At 59.0% G+C, this 23,675-nt stretch carries 22 protein-coding genes, 1 tRNA gene and 1 pseudogene; 17 read left to right on the top strand and 7 right to left on the bottom strand.

The window, feature by feature from the left end; genetic code table 11:
* Window position 1 precedes the first annotated feature (1 nt).
* Window positions 2–1,450 (bottom strand): polynucleotide adenylyltransferase PcnB, encoded by a 1,449-nt coding sequence (gene pcnB, locus ORD17_RS00490; RefSeq protein WP_308388982.1) that lies wholly within the window; start codon window positions 1,448–1,450, stop codon window positions 2–4.
* An 89-nt stretch (window positions 1,451–1,539) separates the two neighbouring features.
* Window positions 1,540–2,601 (bottom strand): AbrB family transcriptional regulator, encoded by a 1,062-nt coding sequence (locus ORD17_RS00485; RefSeq protein WP_308388981.1) that lies wholly within the window; start codon window positions 2,599–2,601, stop codon window positions 1,540–1,542.
* Between the two features lie 180 nt (window positions 2,602–2,781).
* On the opposite strand from ORD17_RS00485, the gene guaB reads away from it, so the two are divergent.
* The 3 genes from guaB to ORD17_RS00470 all read left to right on the top strand — a co-directional run bounded on the left by guaB (window position 2,782) and on the right by ORD17_RS00470 (window position 7,135).
* Entirely contained in the window at window positions 2,782–4,248 is a 1,467-nt protein-coding gene (gene guaB / locus ORD17_RS00480) for an IMP dehydrogenase (RefSeq protein WP_308388980.1), read from the top strand.
* Window positions 4,245–5,864, top strand: a complete 1,620-nt coding sequence (gene guaA, locus ORD17_RS00475; RefSeq protein ID WP_374693377.1) for a glutamine-hydrolyzing GMP synthase — start codon at window positions 4,245–4,247, stop codon at window positions 5,862–5,864. Before guaB ends, guaA begins: the two co-directional genes overlap by 4 nt.
* A 434-nt stretch (window positions 5,865–6,298) precedes the next feature.
* On the top strand, window positions 6,299–7,135 hold the full coding sequence (locus ORD17_RS00470; RefSeq protein ID WP_308388978.1) for a hypothetical protein: 837 nt from the start codon (window positions 6,299–6,301) through the stop codon (window positions 7,133–7,135).
* Window positions 7,136–7,278: 143 nt separating this feature from the next.
* On the opposite strand, the gene ORD17_RS00465 is transcribed toward ORD17_RS00470, so the two are convergent.
* From ORD17_RS00465 to ORD17_RS00450, 4 genes and pseudogenes are all read right to left on the bottom strand, one after another.
* Entirely contained in the window at window positions 7,279–8,187 is a 909-nt protein-coding gene (locus tag ORD17_RS00465; RefSeq protein ID WP_308388977.1) for a DMT family transporter, read from the bottom strand.
* Between the two features lie 64 nt (window positions 8,188–8,251).
* Window positions 8,252–9,264 (bottom strand): annotated as a pseudogene (locus ORD17_RS00460) (NADH:flavin oxidoreductase/NADH oxidase).
* Between the two features lie 55 nt (window positions 9,265–9,319).
* The gene (locus tag ORD17_RS00455; protein ID WP_308388975.1) at window positions 9,320–10,051 is read right to left on the bottom strand and encodes a dienelactone hydrolase family protein; all 732 of its coding nucleotides are present in this window, start codon (window positions 10,049–10,051) and stop codon (window positions 9,320–9,322) included.
* A gap of 72 nt (window positions 10,052–10,123) precedes the next feature.
* A complete protein-coding gene (locus tag ORD17_RS00450; protein WP_308388974.1) occupies window positions 10,124–10,729 on the bottom strand; it encodes a TetR/AcrR family transcriptional regulator in 606 nt (201 codons plus the stop codon).
* Window positions 10,730–10,793: 64 nt separating this feature from the next.
* Between ORD17_RS00450 and ORD17_RS00445 the strand changes: the two genes are divergently transcribed.
* The 5 genes from ORD17_RS00445 to ubiD all read left to right on the top strand — a co-directional run bounded on the left by ORD17_RS00445 (window position 10,794) and on the right by ubiD (window position 15,130).
* On the top strand, window positions 10,794–11,567 hold the full coding sequence (locus ORD17_RS00445; RefSeq protein WP_308388973.1) for a TatD family hydrolase: 774 nt from the start codon (window positions 10,794–10,796) through the stop codon (window positions 11,565–11,567).
* Window positions 11,557–12,306 (top strand): tRNA threonylcarbamoyladenosine dehydratase, encoded by a 750-nt coding sequence (locus ORD17_RS00440; protein WP_308388972.1) that lies wholly within the window; start codon window positions 11,557–11,559, stop codon window positions 12,304–12,306. The genes ORD17_RS00445 and ORD17_RS00440 overlap by 11 nt, the downstream gene beginning before the upstream one ends.
* Before the next feature lie 61 nt (window positions 12,307–12,367).
* The gene (locus tag ORD17_RS00435) at window positions 12,368–12,760 is read left to right on the top strand and encodes an SCP2 sterol-binding domain-containing protein (protein WP_308388971.1); all 393 of its coding nucleotides are present in this window, start codon (window positions 12,368–12,370) and stop codon (window positions 12,758–12,760) included.
* An 82-nt stretch (window positions 12,761–12,842) separates the two neighbouring features.
* Window positions 12,843–13,634 carry a PhnD/SsuA/transferrin family substrate-binding protein gene (locus ORD17_RS00430; protein WP_308388970.1) on the top strand — a complete coding sequence of 264 codons (792 nt, stop codon included), beginning with the start codon at window positions 12,843–12,845 and terminating at the stop codon, window positions 13,632–13,634.
* A 23-nt stretch (window positions 13,635–13,657) separates the two neighbouring features.
* A complete protein-coding gene (ubiD, locus tag ORD17_RS00425; RefSeq protein WP_308388969.1) occupies window positions 13,658–15,130 on the top strand; it encodes a 4-hydroxy-3-polyprenylbenzoate decarboxylase in 1,473 nt (490 codons plus the stop codon).
* Window positions 15,131–15,145: 15 nt separating this feature from the next.
* Here ubiD and ORD17_RS00420 read toward each other — a convergent pair.
* Window positions 15,146–15,219, bottom strand: a tRNA-Gly gene (locus ORD17_RS00420).
* A 107-nt stretch (window positions 15,220–15,326) separates the two neighbouring features.
* Between ORD17_RS00420 and ORD17_RS00415 the strand changes: the two genes are divergently transcribed.
* From ORD17_RS00415 to ORD17_RS00375, 9 genes are all read left to right on the top strand, one after another.
* Window positions 15,327–15,629: a metalloregulator ArsR/SmtB family transcription factor gene (locus tag ORD17_RS00415; protein ID WP_308388968.1), complete on the top strand. Its 303-nt coding sequence runs from the start codon at window positions 15,327–15,329 to the stop codon at window positions 15,627–15,629.
* 81 nt (window positions 15,630–15,710) lie between these two features.
* Window positions 15,711–17,141, top strand: a complete 1,431-nt coding sequence (locus ORD17_RS00410; RefSeq protein ID WP_308388967.1) for a TolC family protein — start codon at window positions 15,711–15,713, stop codon at window positions 17,139–17,141.
* Complete coding sequence (locus ORD17_RS00405) at window positions 17,138–18,211, top strand: efflux RND transporter periplasmic adaptor subunit (protein WP_308388966.1); 1,074 nt, start codon at window positions 17,138–17,140, stop codon at window positions 18,209–18,211. Before ORD17_RS00410 ends, ORD17_RS00405 begins: the two co-directional genes overlap by 4 nt.
* Window positions 18,204–21,491 (top strand): efflux RND transporter permease subunit, encoded by a 3,288-nt coding sequence (locus ORD17_RS00400; RefSeq protein ID WP_308388965.1) that lies wholly within the window; start codon window positions 18,204–18,206, stop codon window positions 21,489–21,491. Before ORD17_RS00405 ends, ORD17_RS00400 begins: the two co-directional genes overlap by 8 nt.
* A 1-nt stretch (window position 21,492) precedes the next feature.
* Window positions 21,493–21,714 (top strand): DUF2892 domain-containing protein, encoded by a 222-nt coding sequence (locus ORD17_RS00395; RefSeq protein ID WP_308388964.1) that lies wholly within the window; start codon window positions 21,493–21,495, stop codon window positions 21,712–21,714.
* 3 nt (window positions 21,715–21,717) lie between these two features.
* Window positions 21,718–22,137 (top strand): rhodanese-like domain-containing protein, encoded by a 420-nt coding sequence (locus ORD17_RS00390; protein WP_308388963.1) that lies wholly within the window; start codon window positions 21,718–21,720, stop codon window positions 22,135–22,137.
* Entirely contained in the window at window positions 22,137–22,394 is a 258-nt protein-coding gene (gene grxC, locus ORD17_RS00385) for a glutaredoxin 3 (RefSeq protein WP_308388962.1), read from the top strand. Before ORD17_RS00390 ends, grxC begins: the two co-directional genes overlap by 1 nt.
* Window positions 22,395–22,409: 15 nt before the next feature.
* On the top strand, window positions 22,410–22,835 hold the full coding sequence (gene trxC / locus ORD17_RS00380) for a thioredoxin TrxC (RefSeq protein WP_374693376.1): 426 nt from the start codon (window positions 22,410–22,412) through the stop codon (window positions 22,833–22,835).
* A complete protein-coding gene (locus ORD17_RS00375) occupies window positions 22,832–23,668 on the top strand; it encodes a carbon-nitrogen hydrolase family protein (RefSeq protein ID WP_308388960.1) in 837 nt (278 codons plus the stop codon). The genes trxC and ORD17_RS00375 overlap by 4 nt, the downstream gene beginning before the upstream one ends.
* Window positions 23,669–23,675: the final 7 nt, after the last annotated feature.

Genomic DNA, 23,675 nt, shown 5'->3' with positions numbered 1-23,675 from the left:
CCTATTCGCCTTCTGCCGCGGCTACGGGTTCCGATGCTTGTTTGGGAGTCCGTCGCCGCCGTCGCCGCCGCTTGCCGCGCTTGGCCTCGCCGGCGGGCAGGGGACCGAGCGGAGCTTCGTTGTCCCGGTCCTCCCGGCGAGCCGATTCGATGAGCTCCTTGCGACCCTCACTGTCGGCATCCTGAAATTGCTGCCACCACTGCGCCAAGGCGGTGAGATCGGCGCCGGCCTCGCAACGGAGCTGCAAAAAATCGAAGGCCGCGCGGAAACGCTCGTGGGCGAGCAGGGCATAAGGTCGACGCCCGCCGCGACGATGAAAACGTGCCTGCAGGTCCCAGATTTCCCGGATCGTCAAGGTAAAGCGACGGGGAATGGCAATCTGTCCACGGTTTTCCTCCAGCACTGCACTGGCCGCCTGCTGCATGGCCACCGCCTCAGGCTTGTCCTCCTGCATCAGCCGCTCTTGCTCCGCCACCAGCACTGGCCAGAGCATCGCCGCAAAGAGAAAGGCCGGATGCACGGATTTACCGGCAATTACCCGTGCATCGGTGTTGCGCAGAGAGAGTTGGATCAGTTCGCGGGCAATCCCTTCCTCGGCGCGCTCCAGCAGTTCCGCGAGTTGGGGAAAGAGGGCGGTGAACAACCCGTAGCGCTGCAAGACTGCCAGACTCTGTTGGGCAAAGCCGGCCAGAAACAGCTTGCCGGTCTCTTCGTACAGGCGGGCCGGAGGCACCTCGCGCAGCAGCTCGCGGCAAGGAGGTATGGCAGACTCGATGGCGGGATCGAGTTGAAAGCCGAGTTTTGCGGCAAAGCGCGCGGCCCGTAGCATGCGCACCGGATCTTCGTGGAAGCGCTGCGCTGCTTCGCCAATCATGCGCAAGCGCTGGGCCTCGATATCGACCATGGCGCCGCAAAAATCGATGATGCTGCGGTCAGCTATGTTGTAGTACAGGGCGTTGGCGGTGAAATCGCGGCGCTGCGCGTCTTCTTCCAAAGTGCCATAGACGTTGTCCGCCAAAATACGCCCACTGGCACTAACCGTTTGCCCGTCACTGTCACCCCCGCGAAAGGTGGCTACCTCGATGATCTCCCGGCCAAATTGTACGTGCACGAGGATGAAGCGCCGACCGATGAGGCGCGCATTGCGGCGAAAGAGTTTGCGTACTTCCTCTGGCCTGGCGTCGGTACAGACATCGAAATCTTTGGGCTCGCGACCGAGCAGCAGGTCGCGCACGCTGCCGCCCACCAGGTAGGCCTGGTAGCCGGCTCGATGCAAGCCATTGAGAACCTGCAGGGCAGCGTCACTGATCTGGCGGCGGGAGATGTTGTGTTTCTCTCGCGGGATGACTTGCGCCCCGGCCGGCAAAGACGGCGTCTGCGTGGCAGTAGCGGGCGGCGGCACTGCATCTTCGGCTAATTGTGCCGCAATGAAGTTTTTCAGGGAGACCAAAGTGTGATTCCAGCCCTCCGACAATTGGCGCGCACAGTGTATACGAAAAATCGGCAATATTCGAAATGAATGACAGCTGCCACCGGAGTTCACTCGACGGTACGCTTGCGCCGCAGGCGTTGGGCGAGTGGTGGCATGATGATCAACATCATCAGTAAGCGCGCGAGATGGGCGCCGAGCACGAAGAGCACGTTGCCATGGGTCGCCATGCTGACCGCTACGGCGGCATAGAGCGCGCCTGGCGCGGTAGCCAGGTAGCCATCGAGATCGCTTACCCCCACCAGCTGCGCCAGAAGGATTCCCAGCAGGGCGCAGAGCAGGTTCAGGGCAACGATCAGCGCTAGAGCATGCGGCAGCAGTCGCAGGTAGGCACGCAGACGCGCCAAGGATAGTTGTAACCCCGCCTGCCAGCCGATCAGTAGGTAGGCAAGGAGCAGCAGGCTGCGGGGTAGTGCCGGGGTCGGACTGTGTTGGCTTGCCGTCAGTGCAAGGCTGACGAAGAGTGGGCCAAGCAGATACGGCGTGGTCAAATGGATGCGTTTGGCAATCCACACGGCGGCGGCGGCACAAATCAGCAGGACTACGCTGCCAGACCAGCTGGCGTGGACGGTATGCAGTCCGGTTGCGTCCTGGATGGGACGAGCAAAGATCAACAGCGCGACCAAGGGCAGACTGAGCATGACGAGAACCACGCGCAGATACTGCAGGATAGCCACCAAGCCGGTCTCGGCGCCGAGCTCCTGGGCAATGGCGGTGATGCCGGCCGCGCCGCCAGCGGTCATTCCCAACAAACCGGTGCTGCTATCCACTTTTTGCCAGCGACTGAAGAGGACGCCGATCGCTAGACTGAGAAGCAGGGTGGCCGCGCTGATGAGCAGGATGGGTGCCCAATGGCGCAGGATGATTGCCATCGCTTGCTTGCTGAAGAGCAAACCAATCTCCAAGCCAAGCAGGGCTTGGCCGGCGCGGGGAAAGCCACGCCCATAGGGAACAGTCGTCCAGCTCGCCTGCAGGATCCCGGCGAGCATAGCGGCAAAGAGGGGGGCAGCAGGGATGCCAAGGACTTGGAACAGTCGGGACAGCGCCAGGCTCGCAATAAGCAGGATGCCCCAGCGCAGAGCCGTCCAGATTTTGTGATTGCGAAAGCGCATGTGCGCGGCTCCCACGCGGTCGGAAGGCCGATAAATCTAGCAGGGCGGTGCTACACCCGCCAGCGGCGGGAATTGTAGTGCGTAAATTGGCATTTTTTTTGCCCCGCAGCTATCATTGCTCATGCCTGACGGGGCTGGGTGTGCAGCGATGCCCGGCCCTTTTTCATTTGAGGATCTCCGATGCAACTGATTGGCGAAGCCCTGACTTTTGACGACGTTCTGCTCGTTCCCGCCCACTCGACTGTACTGCCGCGCGATGTCCAGGTTCGTACTCGCCTGAGCCGCAATCTGCAGATCAACATCCCCCTGCTGTCTGCCGCCATGGATACCGTCACCGAGGCGGCGATGGCCATCTGCATGGCTCAGGAGGGTGGTATTGGCATCGTTCACAAAAACATGAGCCCCGAGGCGCAGGCGGCGCAGGTACGGCGGGTCAAGAAGTTCGAGGCGGGAGTGATCAAAGACCCCATCGTTACCGGTCCCAACGCCACGATCCGTGAGGTTTTGCTGCTGATGGCCGGGCACGGTATTTCCGGTGTCCCGGTCGTTGGCGAGGACGGCCGCTTGGAAGGTATCGTCACCAACCGCGACCTGCGTTTCGAAACGCGCATGGAGGCGCCAGTCAGCAGCGTCATGACCCCGCGAGAGCGCCTGGTGACGGTGGCGGAGGGCAGCAGCCTCAATACCACCAAGGATCTGCTGCACAAACATCGCATCGAAAAGATCCTCGTGGTCAACGACCGCTTCGAGCTGCGTGGGCTGATCACCGTCAAGGATATCAGTAAGGCCACCGCCCATCCCAACGCCTGCCGTGACGGTTTTGGGCGTCTGCTGGTGGGGGCGGCGGTTGGGGTTGGCGCTGGCACCGACGAGCGCGTCGAGCGTCTGGTTGAAGCTGGTGTGGACTTGATCATTGTGGATACCGCCCATGGCCATAGTCAGGGTGTACTGGATCGCGTGTCCTGGGTGAAAAAACATTTTCCGATGGTCGAAGTGATTGGTGGCAATATCGCCACGGCGGAGGCGGCCAAGGCCCTGGTCGGTGCCGGCGCCGACGGCGTCAAGGTGGGTATTGGCCCCGGTTCCATCTGCACCACGCGCATGGTTGCCGGTGTTGGTGTGCCGCAGGTCACCGCGATCAGCACTGTCGCCGAGGCGCTGGCGGGTACTGACGTACCCTTGGTGGCCGATGGTGGAGTGCGTTTCTCGGGGGATTTTGCCAAGGCCTTGGCGGCGGGCGCGCATACGGTCATGGTCGGTGGCCTACTGGCGGGTACCGACGAGGCCCCCGGCGAGATCGAGCTCTATCAGGGGCGCAGCTTCAAGGCATATCGCGGTATGGGCTCCCTGGGTGCCATGCAGCAGGGCTCTGCCGATCGCTATTTCCAGGATGCCAGCAGTCCCGAGGCCCCCAAGCTGGTGCCTGAGGGCGTCGAAGGTCGGGTGCCCTACAAGGGTCCGGCGGCCCAGGTCATCCATCAGCTTCTGGGGGGGCTGCGCTCCAGTATGGGCTATCTGGGTGCCGCCGATCTGGCACAGCTCGCGCGCGACGCGAAATTCATCAAGATCACCCAAGCCGGTGTGCGTGAAAGCCACGTCCACGACGTGCACATCACCAAAGAAGCCCCCAACTACCGGGTAGAGTGATCGCCTCCATGAGTGAAGAACGTATCCTCATCCTAGACTTTGGTTCTCAGGTCACCCAGCTCATCGCTCGCCGCGTGCGCGAGCTGCATGTTTATTGTGAAATTCACCCCTGCGATGTGGGTGACGCGTTTGTACGCGATTTCGCGCCTAAAGGCATCATCCTTTCCGGAAGCCATGGCAGCACCTACGAACACCACGAATTGCGGGCACCGCAGGCGGTTTGGGAGATCGGGGTGCCGGTACTCGGTATCTGCTACGGTATGCAGACCATGGCGGCGCAACTGGGTGGTACGGTGAGCTGGACAGACCATCAGGAATTCGGCTATGCCGAAGTCCGCGCCCGAGGCCACACCCGGCTCTTGCAAGGTATCGAAGATTTCCGGACGCCGGAGGGGTACGGCATGCTCAAGGTCTGGATGAGTCACGGCGACCAGGTTACGGCACTGCCGCCTGGCTTCCGGCTGATGGCGAGCACCGCCAGCTGCCCCATCGCCGGGATGGCAGACGAGGCGCGCGGTTATTACGGGGTACAGTTTCATCCCGAGGTCACCCATACGCTGCAGGGGAGGGTGCTGCTGCGCCGCTTTGTGCACGAAATCTGCGGCTGCTCGGGCGACTGGGTGATGGGTGACTATGTCGCCGCGGCGGTGGCGCGCATTCGCGAACAGGTTGGCGAGGAAGAGGTCCTCCTGGGCCTGTCCGGTGGTGTAGATTCCAGTGTCGCCGCTGCCCTGATCCACCGCGCGATTGGTGATCAGCTCACCTGCGTTTTCGTCGATCACGGTCTCTTGCGCCTGAACGAAGCAGACATGGTCATGGACATGTTCGCCGGTCAGCTCCATGCCAGGGTCGTGCGGGTGGATGCCAGTGAGCTCTTTCTGCGCGAACTCGCCGGCGTTACCGACCCGGAGCAGAAGCGCAAGATCATCGGTCGCCTCTTTGTCGAGGTCTTCAAGGCCGAGTCCGGGAAACTCAAAGGGGCCCGACCCGGTCATCGCGGCGTTCGCTTTTTGGCGCAGGGGACGATCTATCCCGATGTCATCGAGTCGGGCGGTGCCAAGAGCAAGAAGGCCGCCACCATCAAGAGCCATCACAACGTCGGTGGCCTGCCGGAACAACTCGGGTTGGAATTACTCGAACCTCTGCGCGAGCTGTTCAAGGATGAGGTCCGGGAACTGGGTCTGGTCCTTGGCCTGCCGCGGGAGATGGTCTATCGACATCCCTTCCCCGGTCCGGGTTTGGGGGTCCGCATTCTTGGCGAGGTCAAAAAAGAATACGCCGATCTGCTCCGCCGAGCCGACGCCATTTTCATCGAAGAACTGCGGGCAAGCATTGACACCGAAAGTGGCGAAAGCTGGTATGACCTCACCAGTCAGGCCTTTGCCGTGTTCTTGCCGGTCAAAAGCGTTGGCGTGATGGGCGATGGTCGCACCTACGACTATGTGGTTGCTCTGCGCGCCGTGCAGACTAGCGACTTCATGACCGCCGACTGGGCCGAACTACCCTACGCCCTGCTCAAAAAGGTCTCCAGCCGTATCATCAACGAGGTACGTGGCATCAACCGCGTCACCTACGACGTTTCGAGCAAGCCGCCCGCCACCATCGAGTGGGAGTGATTCGGTCTGTAATCTAATGTTGCCGCATCAGCTTCCCGGTGCTTATGATCAACTGGCCGCCCTGTGGTTGGGCAACGGAAGGAGATGCAGGCGCTAGCAGTTAGGCTGTCCATGGCGATCGTGATAGCGCTGGCCGGTAAGTATTCTCTGCGAGTGCGACGGACAGAACACGATCAAATCAGGCGCGATGGTATATTCGCGCGTGCTGGGTTTAGAGGCACGGAACGTATGGCTTATTGCTGAACGAGTCAAGAAGCTATGAAGCTCTGGCACGGTACGTCTGTGCAGTGCTTGATTTCCGAAATGCGTGATTGATTAATGGTTCTTTCCTCCGGGCTAAACGGATTGTAGAGTGCAGAGTGTTCTACGAGTCGCTGCTTCTATTTTTTAGAATGGAGGCGGAAAAAATTCTCTTGGATATCTTGGGGTAAGCTATGGAAACGAAATTTTGTGATGATTACTTGCGATATTTGAAGATGGTGGAGCGTCTGGACGATAAGGCTGCGAGACAGATTGCTGAAAATAACAAAGTATCTGCCTTCGGTGTCCTGGATAAGTTGAAGGTATGGAAGCGTCCGTCAAATGAAAGCGTAACTATCATCAACTCAGAGAAAAGATATGAACCATTCTGGTATGTTGAGGCGGAGCGAGAGATATTCTTCAAGTCGATTTCTTCATATTCCGTAGAAATTAAAAATCCTGATGCTCATTCAATAGAGATTGACGGGAATAGATTTGATGTCAAGCAAGACCGAAAAATACACATTCCGGTGACGGAGCACTGTAAAAATAAAAAGGTTCATGTTTCGCATGTCTATGGAACAAAAAGAGACGTGAACAAAAAAGAGATGGTTGAATACATAGAAAAGCATTCTTCGGAACAGCAGGAGCTGACGTTTGAAGATGTCCTGCAGGACAATCTATTGTTGCAGCCGGAGAAAAAGCTCGCGACGATTATCCATATAACTGAAAGAGAGCTTGCGCACTCTGTAAACGCTAGCGAGATAATAAGTGATATAATTACTTTTGATAAAGTCTATCTTTACTATCATCCGGTTTATGCCTTTGAGTGTCTTTGGGACCAAAAGACGGCGGTATTGGAGGTGGATGGTCTCAATGGAAAAACTGTGGGCGGTGGCAGAATGAAGAAGGAACTGATATCCATGATGAAAGATCCGGACTTTCTTATGGATGTAGCGGGCGACGCTCTGGATATCGTTGTTCCAGGCGGACGTTTGCCTCTGACGATACTGAAGAGATTGCGCAAATGATGCGTGATGCTGCTTTAGAGCGGTGTCTTGTCGCGCTGTTTTCGTTAGACCCGTAATTTTAATGCAGTTGAGCTTCTGAGATATTGGTTTTTACGCTGCAATCGGGAATGAGCGAGGAACAGGCCACCGTGCTGATTCTCACCTCAATCTTGCGTAGTCAGGACGAGGCTTTCCTCCTTGGGCCGCAGGTGTTGCCAGCTGACCAGGATGAGCGCAGAGAAGATTGCCGCCATCCCAATGGCTTCCCAGAGGCTGGGACGTTCACCTAGTTGCAGCCAGGCTGCCAGGACGCCGATGAGAGGGGCGAGGAGGGTGGCGATGCCTGCCACCCCCGAAGGAAGATGGCGCAAGGCAAAGAGCCACAGTACATAAGCGAGTGCAGTTCCGGGAACGACATTGTAGGCCAGGGCAGCAATAAAGGGATCCGTCCATCGCACCTGCCAGCCTTCCAGCACCAGCGCCGCGATGAGGAGTGCCAGACCTCCGATGGAGGCTTGCCAGAAGGTTGCGGTGATCAGGTCCTGACCCTTGGGCATGAAGCGTTTGTGCCAGATCGCCGAGGCCGCCCAGGAAACTCCCGACAAAATCGCAAAGAATGGACCTTGCCAGGGCGAGGAGCCTGCCTGCCATGGCTCCAGAATGACAACGAGCCCAAGTAGCGCCAACACCAGCGCGGGAATTTGTAGCCCGTGCAGGCGTTCCCCCAGTACCGGCCAGGCGAAGAGCATCAGCCAGATCGGCATCATGTAGACCAGGATCGCGGTTTTACCCGCTCCGGCATATTCCAGGGCCAGCAGGGTGGCGCCGACAAAGCCGGTACTCTGCAAGAGGCCGTAGGGCAGAATGTAAATCAGCGGCGGCAGCGCCAGAGAGCGCTTCTGCATGATCAGGAACAGCAACAAAACCGGCGTGCTGAGCACTACTCGTAGAGCGGCAAAGAGCAGTGGCGCGCTGTCTTGCAACGCGACCTTCATCACCACCCAATTGTAGCCCCAGATCAAAGCGATCAGAAAAATCGCAGTGAAAGCCAGATATGTTTCTCGGGAACGCATCGGAAAGAAGCCTTCTGCTGCAAAACCGGGAAGGACGGGCCTCCCCGGTCAGAATACCGGTGCCCTAGCGGCTTGCTTTGGCGCGATCGTACTGCGGCGGCCAGCTCCAGTCTACGCCGAGGGCTTGGGCAGCCTGTAGCGGCCAATAAGGATTGCGCAGAAGTTCCCGCGCCAGGGCGACCGCATCTGCCTGGCCGGTGACCAATATCTGCTCGGCCTGCATTGGTTCGGTGATCAAGCCAACCGCCACCGTCGGCATCTGTAGCTCGCGTCGAATCCGCTCGGCAAAGGGCACCTGAAAGCCGGGACCTGCAGGAATCTGCGCATCCGGAGTCAAGCCGCCGCTGCTGCAGTCGATGACGTCGACTCCGATCTTTTGCAACTCCCTTGCCAGGGCGAGGGACTGTTCGATATCCCAGCCGCCGGGCACCCAGTCCGTCGCTGAAATGCGGGTCCAAAGCGGCAGATCCTCGGGCCACACGGCGCGCACGGCGCGTGCCACCTCCAGGGGAAAACGCAGGCGATTTTCCAGCTTGCCGCCATAACGATCTTGCCGCTGGTTGCTGAGGGGAGAGAGAAAGCTATGCAACAGATACCCATGCGCCATGTGCAGTTCGAGTACCGAGAAGCCGGCGGCATGGGCGCGCTTGGCGGCGGCAACGAAATCGCCGCGCACGCGTTCCAGGTCTGCCACCGACATTTCGCAGGGAACCGTATGCTGCGGGCTGAAGGGCAAGGCACTTGCCCCAATGGGTTGCCAACCCCTTGCGTCGCTGGGCGGGATTGGTTTGCCACCGTGGAAAGGGGCTGCAGTCGATGCCTTACGTCCAGCATGAGCAATCTGGATGGCGGCAACAGCTCCCTGGTCCTGGATGAACTGGACGATGGGACGCAGCGCTGCGCTCTGGGCATCATTCCAGATGCCCAGGTCGTCAGGCGAGATGCGTCCTTCAGGAGCGACTGCAGAGGCCTCGACCATTACCATACCGGCACCGCCGACTGCCCGGCTGCCCAGATGTACCATGTGCCAGTCCCGCGCGATACCATCGGGGTAGAATACTGACACATGGGAGCCATGATGATGCGATTGCGCAGAGTCACGCTGCGCAATTCCCAGGGAGTGAACAGTAACTTACTCACCTGCCTGCCCCAGATACTTGGCGAATTCCGTAACGGTGATCTGCCAGGCCTCGGCCGCTGCTTCTGGCCGGTAGCTGTCGCGGCGGTCGCTGAAAAAGCCGTGTGGCGCCCCCGGGAAGACGCTGAGAGTATAGCGTTTCTTTGCGCGGCTGAGCGCTGCGACGATGCGCGCGTGTTCGTCGGGCTGAATCGACTGATCCTCCGCGCCATAGAGTAAGGTGATTGGGGCGCGCATGGCCGGTACGTGCTCCAGCAAGGCTGGCCGACCGACAGGATCGGATTCGGGAGCGATGCCGCCACCGTAAAAGGCCACCGCCACGGCCGCGTGCTCTGCCAGGGCGGCATTCGCCAGAAAAGTATATCTTCCTCCCATGCAGAAACCGACGATACCGATCTTGCCGGCAGCCACCTCTGGTCGCTGTTGTGTGGCAGCGATGCTGGCGCGTGCCTCGGCCATGACCGATTCGTCGTTCAGGGTGCGCAGGTGCCCGATGGCATTCTGAACATCTTGATAATCATAAACCTTGCCATGGTAGATGTCGGGGATGATCGCCGCGTAGCCTTCCTTGGCCAGGCGTTGCGCGACTTCCTGGAAATGCTCATTGACGCCGAAGGCCTCGATGAAAACCAGAATCAGCGGGAACGGTCCCGAGCCGTCCGGGCGGGAATAGTAGGCGCGAAGTTTGGGGGAAATTTGCAACCACTCGGATTTGACTTGCGACATTGGCATTCACTCCTCAGCGTGGGAAAAGACGGGAGAAGGATACCGACCAATCGGTATCTACGCAAATCTCGGTCAGGCCGCGAGGGTACCGATGTACTGTTGCAATTGTCCCAGGCAGGTCCGATAACTTTGCAGTGATTGCGCGTTTTTCCCAAGACCGACGCAACCTTCGATGGCTGCGATAATGAACAACGCAGCTTCCTTAGGATTCACTTCCCGGCGCACATTACCCCGTTGTTGGCCGCGCATCAGGGCATCGCTGATCACTTGGGTCCATTCATCGAGTATGCGCTGCAGACCGCGCCGGAAATTTTCGTCCAATGGGCTCATTTCCTGCATGAGATTGTTGAGCGGACAGCCATAGCGCAGCAGTTGCTCATCGGCCGCGTCGATCTTTTCCGCCAGCAGCTGTTGCAGGCAGGGCACGGGCTCGGTGGTCTGCTGCAGGGGAACGAACCAGCGCTGGGCCAGTTGCGGCGCGATCACATCTTCAACTACCGCGAGGCCTAGCTCCTGCTTGGTACCGAAATGATGGTATAGTGCTCCCTTGCTGACCGAGGTCTTGGCAAGGATGCGGTCCAAGCTGGCGGCCTGAAAGCCGCTTTCAAGAATTTCCGTGTACGCCGCCGCGAGCAGGTCGGTGCGCGTCTGCTCGGGGTTACGGATTTTTCTGGCCATGATAGTACTCATGCGCTATTAATACCTACCAATCGGTATCTTGTCAAATGTTGAGGTCCGGCTTTTGCTTATCGACAGTCACTGTCATCTCGACCACGAGGATTTTGCGCAGGACCGGGCCGAGGTTCTGGCGCGTTCTCGTGCGGCCGGAGTGCGTGCTTGGGTCGTACCTGCCTATAGCCCGCGGTGTTGGTCGCGCCTGGATTCTCTGCGCGCGGGAGAACGAGGGGTAGTCGCAGCGTTCGGTGTGCATCCCTGCTTCCTTGCCGATCTGCGTGTGGGGGATTGGGAGCGCCTGGAGGCGTTGCTTGGCAATGCGGCGGCTGTGGGTGAAGTGGGGCTGGATCGCGGTACAGGCGCAGCGGATCTCGCGCAGCAATTGCCAATCCTGGAACGACAGTTGGCCATTGCCCGTGCCCATGGCCTGCCGGTGATCCTCCATGCGCGGAAAACGACGGAAGAATTATTGCAGCTGCTGCGTCGGCATCGGCCAGTCGCCGGTGTGCTGCATAGTTTTTCCGGCAGCTTTGAACAGGCCCAAAAGGCCATCGACCTCGGTTTATCTCTCGGTTTCGGGGGAGCAATCACCCACCCCCGCGCACAACGCCTGCGGCGCGTGCTGGCGGCGTTGCCGCAGGATGCCATCGTCCTCGAGACCGATGCCCCATTCCAGGCGCCACACGCGCAGCTTGGGGAGCGCAATGAGCCGGCCTTCCTGACGGAAATCCTTACGGTTGCAGCGGAGCTGCGGCAGGAGTCAGCAGAACAACTTGCAGAAATCTGTACAGCGAATACTCTGCGAGTCTTTCCGAGATTGGAGAAACAGCATGTCAGATGATGCCTCGGTACGGACTCGTATCTTGATTGGTGAGGCAGGGCTGGCTCGTCTTGCCGCCAGCCATGTCTTCATTGCCGGCTTGGGTGGGGTCGGCGCCTACGTTGCCGAGAATCTGGCGCGTGCCGGGGTGGGGCGCCTGACCCTGGTAGACCATGACCGGGTGGGGCCAAGTAACCTCAATCGCCAACTCGTGGCACTGCATAGCACGTTGGGGCAGCCGAAAGTAGAAGTCATGGCCAAGCGGATTGCCGATATCGCCCCCAATTGTCGAATCAGTGCGTATCATACCTTTTTGCAGGCAGAGAATGTGCGAACACTTCTGGCCGAGAGTGAGGCGACAGTACTTGCCGATTGCATCGACGCCATCGCCTGCAAGGCGGCACTGATTCAGGCGGCGCAGGTGCTCGGCATGCAGATCTACTCAAGCATGGGGGCAGGGAATCGGCTGGATCCGGGCCAGGTACGCATGGCCCGACTGAACCAGACCGAGGGTTGTCCCCTGGCGCGGGAGTTGCGCGGCCTATTGCGTCATGCCGGCGCATCGCTCGACCTGTGGACGGTCTACTCGCGCGAACGTCCCCGACCCGCTGCTCCCCGCGAGACACCGGATCAGGGCCCCGGCGGAAGGCCAAAGACAGTGAATGGCACGATCTCTTACATGCCGGCCTTTTTTGGCGTGTATCTGGCGGGAGCCATTCTGCAGCAACTCTTGGCAGGAATAGAAATGTCGGCTAAATAGGCTTCGTAGTCAGTCGGAGTATCTGTAGACAATTATTATATGCTTATATATGGAGGGGCCGATGGCCGCGAAATTCATGAGTGCAGAGTGGATTCGTCTGGTAGGCAAACAATGGGATGCCCATCCGGAAATTCAAAAAGACCTGAGGAATTTCAACGCCACTTGGGAGTATTATATCGAGGATCGACCCGATATCCCCCATGTGATGCTGTTCTGTAAGGCCGGAAAGGTGATCTATGCCGGTCCCTCTGACGGGCGTCGACGGGATTTCATCATGTGGGCTACCATGGAAAACTGGAAAAAAATTCTTTCGGGTGAGCTTACCGGAAAATCGGCGCTCATGAGCCGCAAGTTGAAGTTCAAGGGGTCGATGATGACGGCTATGAAATATATGACGCCATTTAATATTCATTTGAACATTTTGGGAGAAATTCCTGTGGATTTCGATATCTGATGGGCGTGATCGAGCAAAATACGGAAAAGCTATCTTACGGCTTTACCGTAGACCCGAATTATTCCGGAAAGAATCTTCCCGGATGGTTCCTGATGAGCACCTATCTGCAGCGACAGTTGAATTGCCGACTGCGCTTTTCCCCCAAGATGATTTCGAGCAGGGGAGAAATAGCGTTTTGCAGGGAGGAATCGATCTGGTATATGCCAACCCCTTCGACTGGGTGCAGTATGTCGAGAAGAAAGGGTTTATTCCCGTGGCAAAACCCAAAAAGCATTTCGACGAAGTGCTGTTGTGTTCTCGCCAGGGTTCCCCATGGGTAGACTTTGCTTCCCTGCCGGAACGGATCCATATCGCCTCCGCGAGTGATGCCACTTTGGTTCATATGGTCGGTCTGTTTCTTCTGGACAAAGCGGAAATCGACCGCGCTCGCCTCGACTTCACCTTTACCGGCAGCTACCAGTCGGCGCTGAAGAGTCTGCTGCAGGGACGGGTGGAGTTGGCCTTCGTATTCAACGAGGTCTTCGCCAGCGCCAGTCGCATCACACAGGAGAGTTTGCAGATCGTTGCGCAATCGGACGATGCCTTTGCGTTCCATGCCTTTTGTATCTCGCCACGTCTGGCCCATCTGCAAGACAGCTTGTGTGCCACTTTGTGCAGCATGGAGCAAAGCGAAGCCGGACAGCGCTTGCTGCAGGACATCGGTTTTTCCGGGTTCGAGCCGGTCAATGAAGATGAAGTGGCATGCCTGACCGCGCTCGCAGAAGAATACATCAGTGGGCACGAGGCCATCGATCTGCGCGCCACCAGCACGCTGGCGATCGACGACAGTGCCTTCCTGGTGGCGCGTGCGGAGCCTGGAGAGGAGACAAAGTAGGGCGCATGGGCTAGCATTGGCCAATGACGTACATCGACCTGCGCGCCTTTATCAACGACCTGGAATCTCGCGGGGAATTACGCCGCATTCGCGAGTCAGTATCCCCCCAGTTGGAAATGACGGAAATCTGCGATCGCAGCCTGCGCGCTGGCGGTCCTGCCATCCTCTTCGAAACCCCCACCGGTTATGATATCCCAGTACTCGGCAACCTTTTTGGCACGACCCGGCGCGTGGCTTTGGGAATGGGCGGAGAATCCCTCGAGGACTTGCGCGAGATCGGACGTCTGCTTGCCTATCTCAAGGAGCCAGACCCTCCGAAGGGGATTCGCGACCTCTGGAACAAGCTTCCCACTTTGCGTAAGGTCCTGCACATGGCGCCTACGACCCTGTCGCGCCCCCCGTGCCAAGAGGTAGTCCTGCAGGGAGACGAGATCGATCTGGAAAAATGGCCGGTGCAGACCTGTTGGCCGGGGGATGTGGGACCCCTCCTGACCTGGGGCTTGACCATTACCAAGGGGCCCCTCAAAAGGCGGGCCAATATGGGCATCTACCGCCAGCAACGTATTGGCCGCAACCGCGTCATCATGCGCTGGCTGGCGCATCGCGGTGGGGCGCAGGATCTGCGCGAATTTCAGCGGCAAAATCCAGGTCAGCCTTTTCCCGTAGCCGTCGCCTTTGGCGCCGACCCCGCGACGATTCTTGCGGCGGTTATCCCCATTCCCGATACGATTTCCGAGCACCAGTTTGCCGGATTGCTGCGCGGCGGGCGTACCGAGCTGGCCAATGCCCTGAGCGTACCTCTGCAGGTGCCGGCGCGCGCCGAGCTGATCCTGGAAGGCCACATCTACCCGGATGATTTCGCCGTCGAGGGTCCGTTTGGGGATCACACCGGCTATTACAATGAAACCGAGAAGTTTCCGGTGCTGACCGTGGAGCGCCTGACGCATCGGGAGAAGCCCATCTATCACAGCACCTACACCGGACGACCCCCGGACGAACCGGCAATTCTGGGAGTTGCCCTCAACGAAGTTTTTGTCCCGCTCCTGCAAAAACAGTATCCAGAAATTCTCGATTTCTATTTGCCCCCGGAAGGCTGCTCCTACCGCCTGGCGGTGGTGCGGATTCGCAAAGGCTACCCTGGTCATGCCAAGCGAGTGATGTTTGGGGTTTGGGGTTTTCTGCGGCAGTTCATGTACACCAAGTTTATCATCGTGGTGGATGAGGATGTGGATGCGCGCAGCTGGCCCGATGTGATCTGGGCGATGACTACGCGGATGGACCCGGTGCGCGACACCTTGCTGGTCGAAAATACACCGATCGATTATCTCGATTTTGCCTCGCCGGTGGCGGGCCTGGGGGGGAAGATTGGCTTTGATGCTACCAACAAGCTTCCCGGCGAGACGATGCGGGAATGGGGCACGCCGATCCGGATGACGGATGCCGTCAAGCAACGGGTGGACGAGATTCTGGGGCGTCTGGATAAGCCCCTTTACTGACGAGAGAGCAAGAAATGGAGCGGGTGATGGGAATCGAACCCACGTCATGAGCTTGGGAAGCTCAGGTTCTACCATTGAACTACACCCGCGGATGTTTCATTCTATAGAAGATAACCGAGAAAAGGCAAGGTGATCGGTTGCTGGTTTGAATGTATGGACCGGGGCCTGGTAAACGCTGACGATTAGAGGATAAAGAATGGAAGAACTACCCACCCGCGAAGAAGACATTGAGCAGGCGTCGCGCTCACTCAAGGCTATGGCCCATCCCTTGCGCCTCAAGGTGCTCTGCGTTTTGGGCGCGGAGGAGATGAGCGTGCAGGATATCGTTGCTGCCGTGGGCACTACGCAAAGCAATATCTCTCAGCACCTGGCGATCCTGCGTGAGAAGGATATCCTCAAGGCGCGCAAGGATGCCAATAAGGTGTATTACCGGGTGGGCGACCCGCGCACCCTGCGCCTGATCTCCATGATGAGCGAGGTGTTCTGCAGCATTCATTAGGGCGCACACTTCCTATTTTCAGAATATCATTATATACTGATCAACTTTAGCGCTTATGCCTCTTTTGGCAGAGGTCAAAAGATGATGAAAACGTACCGCTGCAGGAATCGCAGACGTTGCTGGGCTGCCAGCATGGCCGCCCTGTTTGCCGTTGTTGCGGCGCCAGCAGTCCAAGCCATGGATTTCGCCCAATGCGTGCACGATGCCCAGAAGCGTAACCCCGACGCCCTGTTGGCCGAAGCGCAGGCGGCCGAGGCGAAGGGCGCGTTGCGCTCTGCCAATGGCGATCTGTTGCCGAAAGTCACAGCGAGTTTTTCTGGGGCACAGTCGAACAACGCGCTGACGGTTTTCGGTATGAAGCTCTCGCAACGCGTCGCTACCTTCAACGATTTTGGTGCCAATCAGTTCAACCCTTCGGACCCGCAGTCTCTCTATACGGCGCCCAACAATCTCGATCATCCGGGCGGTTACCACAATCTCGGCACGGAGATCTCCCTCGCTATCCCCATCTGGAATGGTGGCGCGGTGCGCAGCGGCATCAGCGAAGCGGAGGCCATGCTGCGCGCGGCGCAGGCCGGAGATCGCTATGCCCGGCAGAAGCTCGTCTTCACCGTGCTGCAGGCCTATGACGGACTGATTGCTGCCAAGGCCGGTGAGGAGGTTGCAGAAAAAGCGCTGCGTGCGGCCGACAACTATGTCAAGACCACGCAGCAGTTGCTGAACCAGGGCGTGGTGGTGAAAAGCGACTTGCTGTCGGCGCAAGTGCACCAGGAGGAAGCGGTGCTGGCAGTGCAGCAGGCCAAGGACAATGTCAGCAATGCGCGAGCCAATTTGGCGTTGCTCATCGGTGAGCCGATTTCTACCCCGATACAGGTGGATGCCCCGGTGTTGCCACCACAGCCTGCTGGTGACACCTATGCCCTGGAGCAAGAGGCCATTGCCAATAATCCAGGCATCCGCGCCTTGCAGGAAAAGGTCCGGGCCGCTCAGGCGGGTATCGGTGTCGCCCGTGCCGCCTACTTGCCCCATGTCAACGCCATGGCCAAGCAGGAGTGGAACGGTACGACCTTGGGCAACGCGGTGCCTTCCTACACCGTAGGTGGGCAGATTTCTTGGAATTTGCTGGATTTTTCGCGCTCCGGGCAGATGGATGCCGCCCAGGCGAAGGTGCAAGTGGCATTGGCCAACCTGCAGAAGGCCCAGGATGATACACGGCTGCAGTTGCAGAAGGCCCTCCTGGCTACGAAGCTCGCGGCGCAGCGCGTCAAGACCCGGGAGTTGGCAGTGCGTCAGAGTGAGGAGGCGCAACGTCTGGTGCGGTTACGCTACCAGAACGGCGTGGAAACCTTGACCGGCCTTTTGCGCGGCCAGGCGGCCCTCGATCAGTCGCGCGCAGAGCTGGTCCAGGCGCGCTACGCGGAGGCCGTTGAACGTGGTGCGCTCCTGCTCGCCCTGGGCAAAATGGATATGCAGACGCTGACCGGTGCTGCAACGACGGGAGAAACCAAGTGAAGAAAGAGCTTTTGACGGTCGGAATCATCCTGAGTTTGGGCTTGGCGGGTTGTGGGCAAAAGCCCCCACATGCCGCCGCCGCCGGCGAGGCGGTGCAGGCGCAGACCCTTACCCTCACCGCCGGCAAGGGGCTAGGCTACGAGACGGTGCCGGGCACGGTCATGGCCAGTCAGCAGATACAGTTGGGTTCGCGTTTGAGTGGCTATCTACGCGGCCTGCAGGTACGTGTGGGTGAGTTCGTGCGTCCGGGCCAGTTGCTCTTTCAGGTGGATCCAGCGGATGTCGATAGTCAAGTGGCGCAGGCGCAGGCGGGCCTCGCCCAGGCCGAGGCCAATTTCGCGGATGCCCAGTCCAACTACAATCGCTTCAAGAAGCTTTACGATGCCCAGGCCATCCCACAAAAGCAGTGGGATCAGGTACAGAGCCAGTATCAGATGGCCAAAGCGCAAGTTGCCGCGGCGCGCGCTGGCACTGGCAGCGCTGCCGCCCAGCTGCGCTATGCGCGGGTAACGGCGCCCTTTGCCGGTGTGATCACGGAAAAGTATCTGCAAAATGGTGATCTGGTTGCCCCCGGTCGTCCGGTCCTGAGCCTGGCCAATCCGCAGCAACTCGAGATCGATTGCAGTGTCGGCAGTGCAGCCTTTGCCGCCCTCCACGTCGGTCAACAGCTCATCGTCGATAATGACGGTAAGTCGCTGACGGCAACGGTGCGCGATCTGGTGCCGGTAGCCGATCCGGTGACCCACAGCCATCTGGTGAAGCTGAGCCTGCCTGCTGGCAGTGACATCCAGGCGGGGGCTTTTGTGCAGGTGCAGATTCCCCAGGTCAGTGAAACAACAACGCTGCGTATCCCGCAGAGAGCGCTGCTCAACCGGGCCGGCATCCCCGGCGTCTTCGTCGTCAATTCCAAGGGCGTGGCAGAGTATCGTATGGTGCGTCCGGGCCAGACGATCGGTGATCAGGTCCAAATCTTGGCGGGTTTGAGCGCCGGCGAGCGAATCGTCGTCAGCAACACCGAAGCGGTCAACAACGGCGACCGTATCGAGAGTGCTGGGGCTGCGCATGACTGAGAATGCAGCAAAGATGAATCTGGCCGGTCGCCTGGCCAGCGGCTTTTATCGTTCCAAGATCACGGTATTGATCATGCTCGCGATCGCCCTGTTTGGGGCGATGGCGGTGCTGGTAACTCCGCGTCTGTACAACCCGGAAATCGTCGTGCCAGCAGCGGAGATCTTCGTCATGCGTCCGGGCTCCAACAGCGAGGAAATACATAACCTCGTGGTGCGCCCGCTAGAGGCGTTGATGGCCTCTCTGCCCGGCGTGCATCACACCTATGGCTATGCAGTGAATGACATGGGCATCGTCACCGTGCAGTTCCAGGTCGGTGCCAACGAGGAAAAGAGCCTCCTCGAGGTTTACAACCAGCTCAGTCGCAATATCGATCGCATGCCGCCAGGGACCAAGCAGCCGCTGGTCAAGTCCATCGGCATCAACGATGTTCCTATCCTCGATGTCACCTTGAGCTCCGTGCATTTGGATCAGGTACAACTGCGTGCCGTGGCCATGCGCGTCATGGATCAGTTGCAGAATGTGCCCGACGTGGCCAATGCCGAGTTGATTGGTGGCGCCCGACAGGCAGTGAACATTTGGATCGATCCGCAAAAGCTCGCCAGTAGTGGAGTAAGCCTATCGCAACTGAAGCAGGCGTTGCAGGGCAGCAATCTGGTGATGCCTGCGGGACATCTGGTCGCCAATAACCAGCGCATTCCCCTGCGGGTCAATGCGGCGCTCGGTTCGGCCTCGGCGGTGGGTGATGTGATCATTGGCTCCCACGACAACCGGCCCATCTATCTGCATGACGTGGCGCGGGTAGAAGAGGGGGCGGCAGAGACCAACACCCTGGTGACCAATAACACCGGTCCGGCCAATGACCTCGGGCTACCGGCGGGTAGCAGTATGCCGGCAGTCACCATCACCCTGGCAAAACGACCGGGAACCAATGCCGTGGTGGTTGCCGATGCTCTCAAGGCCAAGTTGCAGCGTCTCGAAGCAGAAGCCATTCCGCAGGGGGTGCATGTATCCGTCACGCGCGACTACGGCGCGCGCGCCGACGATGCGGTGAGCACCCTCTTCGAGCATTTGAGTATTGCGGTGGGCGTGGTCGCCGTCATCCTGCTGATCTTTCTCGGATGGCGCGAAGCGGGTATCGTCATTCTCACGGTGCCCCTCACCCTCGGAGTGGTGCTGGGAATTGGCTGGATCCTCGGGCAGACCATCAATCGCATCACCCTCTTCGCCTTGATTCTCTCGCTTGGTCTGTTGGTGGATGGTGGCATCGTCGTCATCGAAAACATCCATCGCCACCTCAGTCATGGCGGCGAAAAGCGGAGTTTTGCCGATAAGGTGGTGCTGGCCACCAACGAGATCGGCAATCCGACCAATATTGCCACCCTGGCGGTGATCCTGGCCTTTGTGCCAATGGCCTTCGTCACCGGCATGATGGGGCCGTTCATGCTGCCTATCCCGATCTTTGTTCCCATTGCCATGATCGCCTCGGTGCTGCTCGCCTACACCGTGGTTCCCTGGGGGGCTTACCGCTTTCTGCGGGGCAAGGCAGAACGGCATGTTGCAGTGCATCAGCAGCATGAGCACGGGCAGCCGCAACGGGATGCGCTACAGCATGCGTATCTGCGGGTCTTCACCCCCCTGTTGCGCTCCAGCAGGCGGCGTAATCTTTTCTTCCTGGTGGTCATCGTGCTGCTCCTCCTTGCCATGTTGATGCCGGCTTGGCAGTTTGTCCGCCCCTCCGGCATGAATGGTCCCCTGAGCCCCCTTGGGGTCAATGTCAAGATGTTGCCAGCGGGCAATGTCAGCGATTTCATGATTCAGGTCGACACCCCGGCCGGTACGGCACTCGCCCAGACCGGGCGGGTGGTGCAAGCGATCGGGCAGGTGCTGGCACAAAATCCGTATGTTGAAAATTTCCAGAACTACGTGGGGCGTTCTGCGCCGGTGGATTTTGCCGGGCTGGTGCGTGGTGACATGATGCGCGAAGGCAGTAACTATGCGCAGATCCAGGTCAATTTGGTGCCGCGCAGCGAGCGCCCGATGTCGCATGCGATCGGCGTCGATATCTACCACAAGATCGCGCCGCTGCAGCAACGTTTCCCTGGTACGGTGATCAAGCTCTTCGAGGTGCCGCCCGGACCGCCCGTACGTGCCCAGGTGGTGGCGGAGCTCTATGGTCCCGACTACGACAAACTGCGGCGGCTGGCGGGTCAGGTCGAACAGCGCTTCCGCAAGATCTACGACATGATCAATGTCGACGATTCGGTCACCGGGACGGTTCCCGAATATCGCATTCACGTCCTGACGGAAAAGGCGATGTTGGCCGGGGTCGCGCCCGCAGAGGTGGCAGAGCTGGTGCACGATTACATTGCCGGGACCAAGATCGGTACCCTTGCCGTTCCCAGCGCACGTGAGCCGGTGGATATCATTCTTCGCGTACCTCCCGCTGATCGCGCCTGGGAGTCGCAGATATTGAGCCTGCGTATCCGCAATCAGGCGGGACAACAGGTGCCGTTGGCGAGCATCGTTTCGATCGAAAAAACGACCCAGGCCAAGCCGATTGTCGATCGTGATCAGCATGATGTGGTTTATGTCACCGGAGATTTGCTGGGTTCCAGCCCGGTCTATGCCACCTATACCTTGAATGCCATGCTGGACGGTAAAACCCTGGACGGTGTGCGTCTACAGACGGGTAACCTCGGTTTCATGCCGGCACAGCCGAATGACATTACCCATTACCAGATCCTTTGGGGTGGTGACATGCGCCTGACTCTGGACGTCTTCCGCGATCTGGGCGCGGCATTCATCGTCGCTCTGGTGTTCATTTACCTGATGCTGGTGGCCTATTATCAGTCGTTCATCATGCCGATCATCGTAATGGGCGCGATTCCTCTGACCCTGGTCGGTGTCTTTCCCGGTCACTGGCTGTTGAATACCCCTTTCAACGCGACGTCGATGATCGGCGTCATCGCCTTGGCGGGGGTGGTCGTGCGGAACTCCCTGCTGCTGATCGATTTCATTATCGAGTATCGGCGTGAGGGCTATCCTTTGGACGAAGCCGTGATTGAGGCGGGTGCCGTGCGTTTTCGCCCCATTTTGCTGACCGCGCTGGCCATTATGTTTGGCTCGGCAATCATGGTTACCGATCCGGTATTTGGTGGGCTGGCGGTGTCCTTGATTTTTGGTACCTTCGCCTCCACCATGTTGACGTTGATCGTGATTCCGCTGCTCTATTTTCTGTGGGAGCGGCATCTAGAGCGCAAGGCGCAGGGAGTGTCCTGAAATGACGACAGAAAATTGGGTTCGGGTAGTGGCTGGTACCTTTGTGTTCCTCAGCGTTGCCCTCGGCGCGCCGAGCAGCCCGATCTTCGTGAGTGAGTGGTTTTTGGTATTTACCCTCTTTGTCGGATTCAATCTCTTCCAGAGCGGCATCTCAGGCTTTTGTCCGCTGGTGAATATTCTGCATAAAATGGGAGTCAGCGATGCCCCTAGCTGTGGGAGATAAGCAGTGAACCTAGGTGCGGAGTTGTCTACCCATTGGCCTCTGCTGTTGCTGGCTTTGGGCTTTCTCGTGCTGATTTTCAAGGGACCGCTCAGCCGCAAACTGTCGGGTATCGAAGAGATCACTCCGGAGCGTGCCGTGCAGCTCATCAACCAACACGATGCCTTGGTGATCGATGTCCGGGAGCAGAATGAGTGGTCGCGTGGACACTTGCCGGCGGCCAAGCATATCCCCGTCGGAGAATTGAACAAATATCTCAAGGATCTGGAAAAACACCAGGAGCATCATGTGATTTGCCAGTGCGCGAGCGGCATGCGCTCGGCGCGGGCGGCGTCGATTCTGCACAAGGCAGGTTTTCAGAAGGTATATAGTCTTAAGGGCGGGATCCAGGCATGGCGGAGTGCCGGACTGCCGGTGGAAAAGTAATGGCGGAAGTCATCGTCTATGCGACCCATGCCTGCGGATACTGCCGGCGTGCTCTGGCGTTGCTGCAGCAGAAACATGTCGTGGCGCAGATCATCTGGGTGGACCAGGAGCCGCAACGCCGTGCAGAAATGATTCAGCTTGCCGCCGGTCGGCGTACGGTGCCACAAATCTTCATCGCCCAGCGCCATATTGGCGGCTGCGACGATTTATTCGCCCTGGAACGGCGCGGAGAGCTGGATTCCCTGTTGCGAAACTGAAAGGGAGTAATGAGCATGCATATCGTTTGTCCCTACTGCAGTGCCGTGAATGCGGTTCCTCAGGAGCGTTTGGGGCAGCATCCCAAGTGCGGCAAGTGTCACCAGCCACTCTTTGCCGACCACCCGGTGGAGTTGCAGGGCGCGGCCTTTCAACGCTACGTTGGGCGCAACGATTTGCCCGTCCTGGTGGATTTTTGGGCTCCCTGGTGTGGACCCTGTCGCATGATGGCGCCGGCCTTCGCCCAGGCTGCGCAGCAGATGCAGGGACGCTGTCTCTTTGCCAAGCTCAATACCGAAGCGGATGGCGAGACTGGGGCGCGCTACCAGATTCGTTCGATTCCGACCATGGTGCTGTTTCGTGGTGGGCGTGAGCAGGCCCGGCAGAGCGGGGCCATGGGTGCTGCCGATATCCAACGCTGGCTCGTCGGACAGGGAGTATGAACGGCCCGTCGCAGGGGCCGGGGACGGCGGAAGGAAAACTTCTGTGTGCGGTCGTTCAGACGGTATCCAGTGCCAATCTCGAACAAAATCTGGCGGCGGCAGGCGAGGCAATCCGCAACGCCAGCAGCGCTGGCGCCAAGCTGGTCCTGCTTCCGGAAAACTTTGCCTTCATGGGGCAGCGCGACACCGATAAATTGACCCTCATGGAAGATCCGGGCCAAGGCCCCATTCAGGACTTCCTGGCTGAACAAGCGGCGCAATATGGTATTTGGCTGCTGGGCGGCAGCATTCCCCTGCGCGCCCCGGATGGCCGTTGTTTCGCCAGTCTCTTGGTCTATGACGCGCAAGGCAGAATGCAGGCGCGCTATGACAAGATCCATCTTTTCGATGTGGACCTTGCGGGCGGTGAGAGTTATCGCGAGTCGGCGACCATTATGCCAGGAGCCCAGCCAGTGCTGGTCGCGAGTCCTTGGGGCGGAATTGGTTTATCGATCTGTTATGATCTGCGTTTCCCAGAACTCTATCGCCACTATGCAGGCGCATCGCTCCTGGTCGTGCCGAGCGCCTTCACCGTGCAGACTGGACGCGCCCATTGGGAGACGCTGTTGCGTGCCCGCGCCATAGAAAATCAAGCCTTCGTTCTCGCTGCCGACCAAGGGGGCAAGCATGCCAACGGGCGGGAGACCTGGGGGCACAGCATGATCATCGATCCCTGGGGGCAGATCCTTGCCCTGCAGGAAAAGGGCGCGGGCATCGCCCTTGCGGAACTGGACCTTGGCCAACTGTCGCAGATCCGCACGCGCCTGCCGGCATTACGGCACCGCCGGCTCTAGCTGCCCG

This window comes from Acidithiobacillus sp. AMEEHan (genome assembly GCF_030996345.1).
GTDB lineage: Bacteria > Pseudomonadota > Gammaproteobacteria > Acidithiobacillales > Acidithiobacillaceae > Igneacidithiobacillus.
This window is presented reverse-complemented; position numbering and strand designations above follow the sequence as displayed.

Bases quoted from the DNA above. Each gene is read 5' to 3' on its own strand.
- ORD17_RS00395 (WP_308388964.1), top strand. From the start codon at position 21,493: ATGACGACAGAAAATTGGGTTCGGGTAGTGGCTGGTACCTTTGTGTTC.
- trxC (WP_374693376.1), top strand. From the start codon at position 22,410: ATGCATATCGTTTGTCCCTACTGCAGTGCCGTGAATGCGGTTCCTCAG.
- ORD17_RS00415 (WP_308388968.1), top strand. From the start codon at position 15,327: ATGGAAGAACTACCCACCCGCGAAGAAGACATTGAGCAGGCGTCGCGC.
- ORD17_RS00400 (WP_308388965.1), top strand. From the start codon at position 18,204: ATGACTGAGAATGCAGCAAAGATGAATCTGGCCGGTCGCCTGGCCAGC.
- ORD17_RS00450 (WP_308388974.1), bottom strand. From the start codon at position 10,729: ATGGCCAGAAAAATCCGTAACCCCGAGCAGACGCGCACCGACCTGCTC.
- guaB (WP_308388980.1), top strand. From the start codon at position 2,782: ATGCAACTGATTGGCGAAGCCCTGACTTTTGACGACGTTCTGCTCGTT.
- ubiD (WP_308388969.1), top strand. From the start codon at position 13,658: ATGACGTACATCGACCTGCGCGCCTTTATCAACGACCTGGAATCTCGC.
- ORD17_RS00440 (WP_308388972.1), top strand. From the start codon at position 11,557: ATGTCAGATGATGCCTCGGTACGGACTCGTATCTTGATTGGTGAGGCA.
- ORD17_RS00410 (WP_308388967.1), top strand. From the start codon at position 15,711: ATGATGAAAACGTACCGCTGCAGGAATCGCAGACGTTGCTGGGCTGCC.
- ORD17_RS00465 (WP_308388977.1), bottom strand. From the start codon at position 8,187: ATGCGTTCCCGAGAAACATATCTGGCTTTCACTGCGATTTTTCTGATC.
- grxC (WP_308388962.1), top strand. From the start codon at position 22,137: ATGGCGGAAGTCATCGTCTATGCGACCCATGCCTGCGGATACTGCCGG.
- ORD17_RS00485 (WP_308388981.1), bottom strand. From the start codon at position 2,601: ATGCGCTTTCGCAATCACAAAATCTGGACGGCTCTGCGCTGGGGCATC.
- ORD17_RS00455 (WP_308388975.1), bottom strand. From the start codon at position 10,051: ATGTCGCAAGTCAAATCCGAGTGGTTGCAAATTTCCCCCAAACTTCGC.
- ORD17_RS00470 (WP_308388978.1), top strand. From the start codon at position 6,299: ATGGAAACGAAATTTTGTGATGATTACTTGCGATATTTGAAGATGGTG.
- ORD17_RS00375 (WP_308388960.1), top strand. From the start codon at position 22,832: ATGAACGGCCCGTCGCAGGGGCCGGGGACGGCGGAAGGAAAACTTCTG.
- ORD17_RS00435 (WP_308388971.1), top strand. From the start codon at position 12,368: ATGGCCGCGAAATTCATGAGTGCAGAGTGGATTCGTCTGGTAGGCAAA.
- ORD17_RS00430 (WP_308388970.1), top strand. From the start codon at position 12,843: ATGGTTCCTGATGAGCACCTATCTGCAGCGACAGTTGAATTGCCGACT.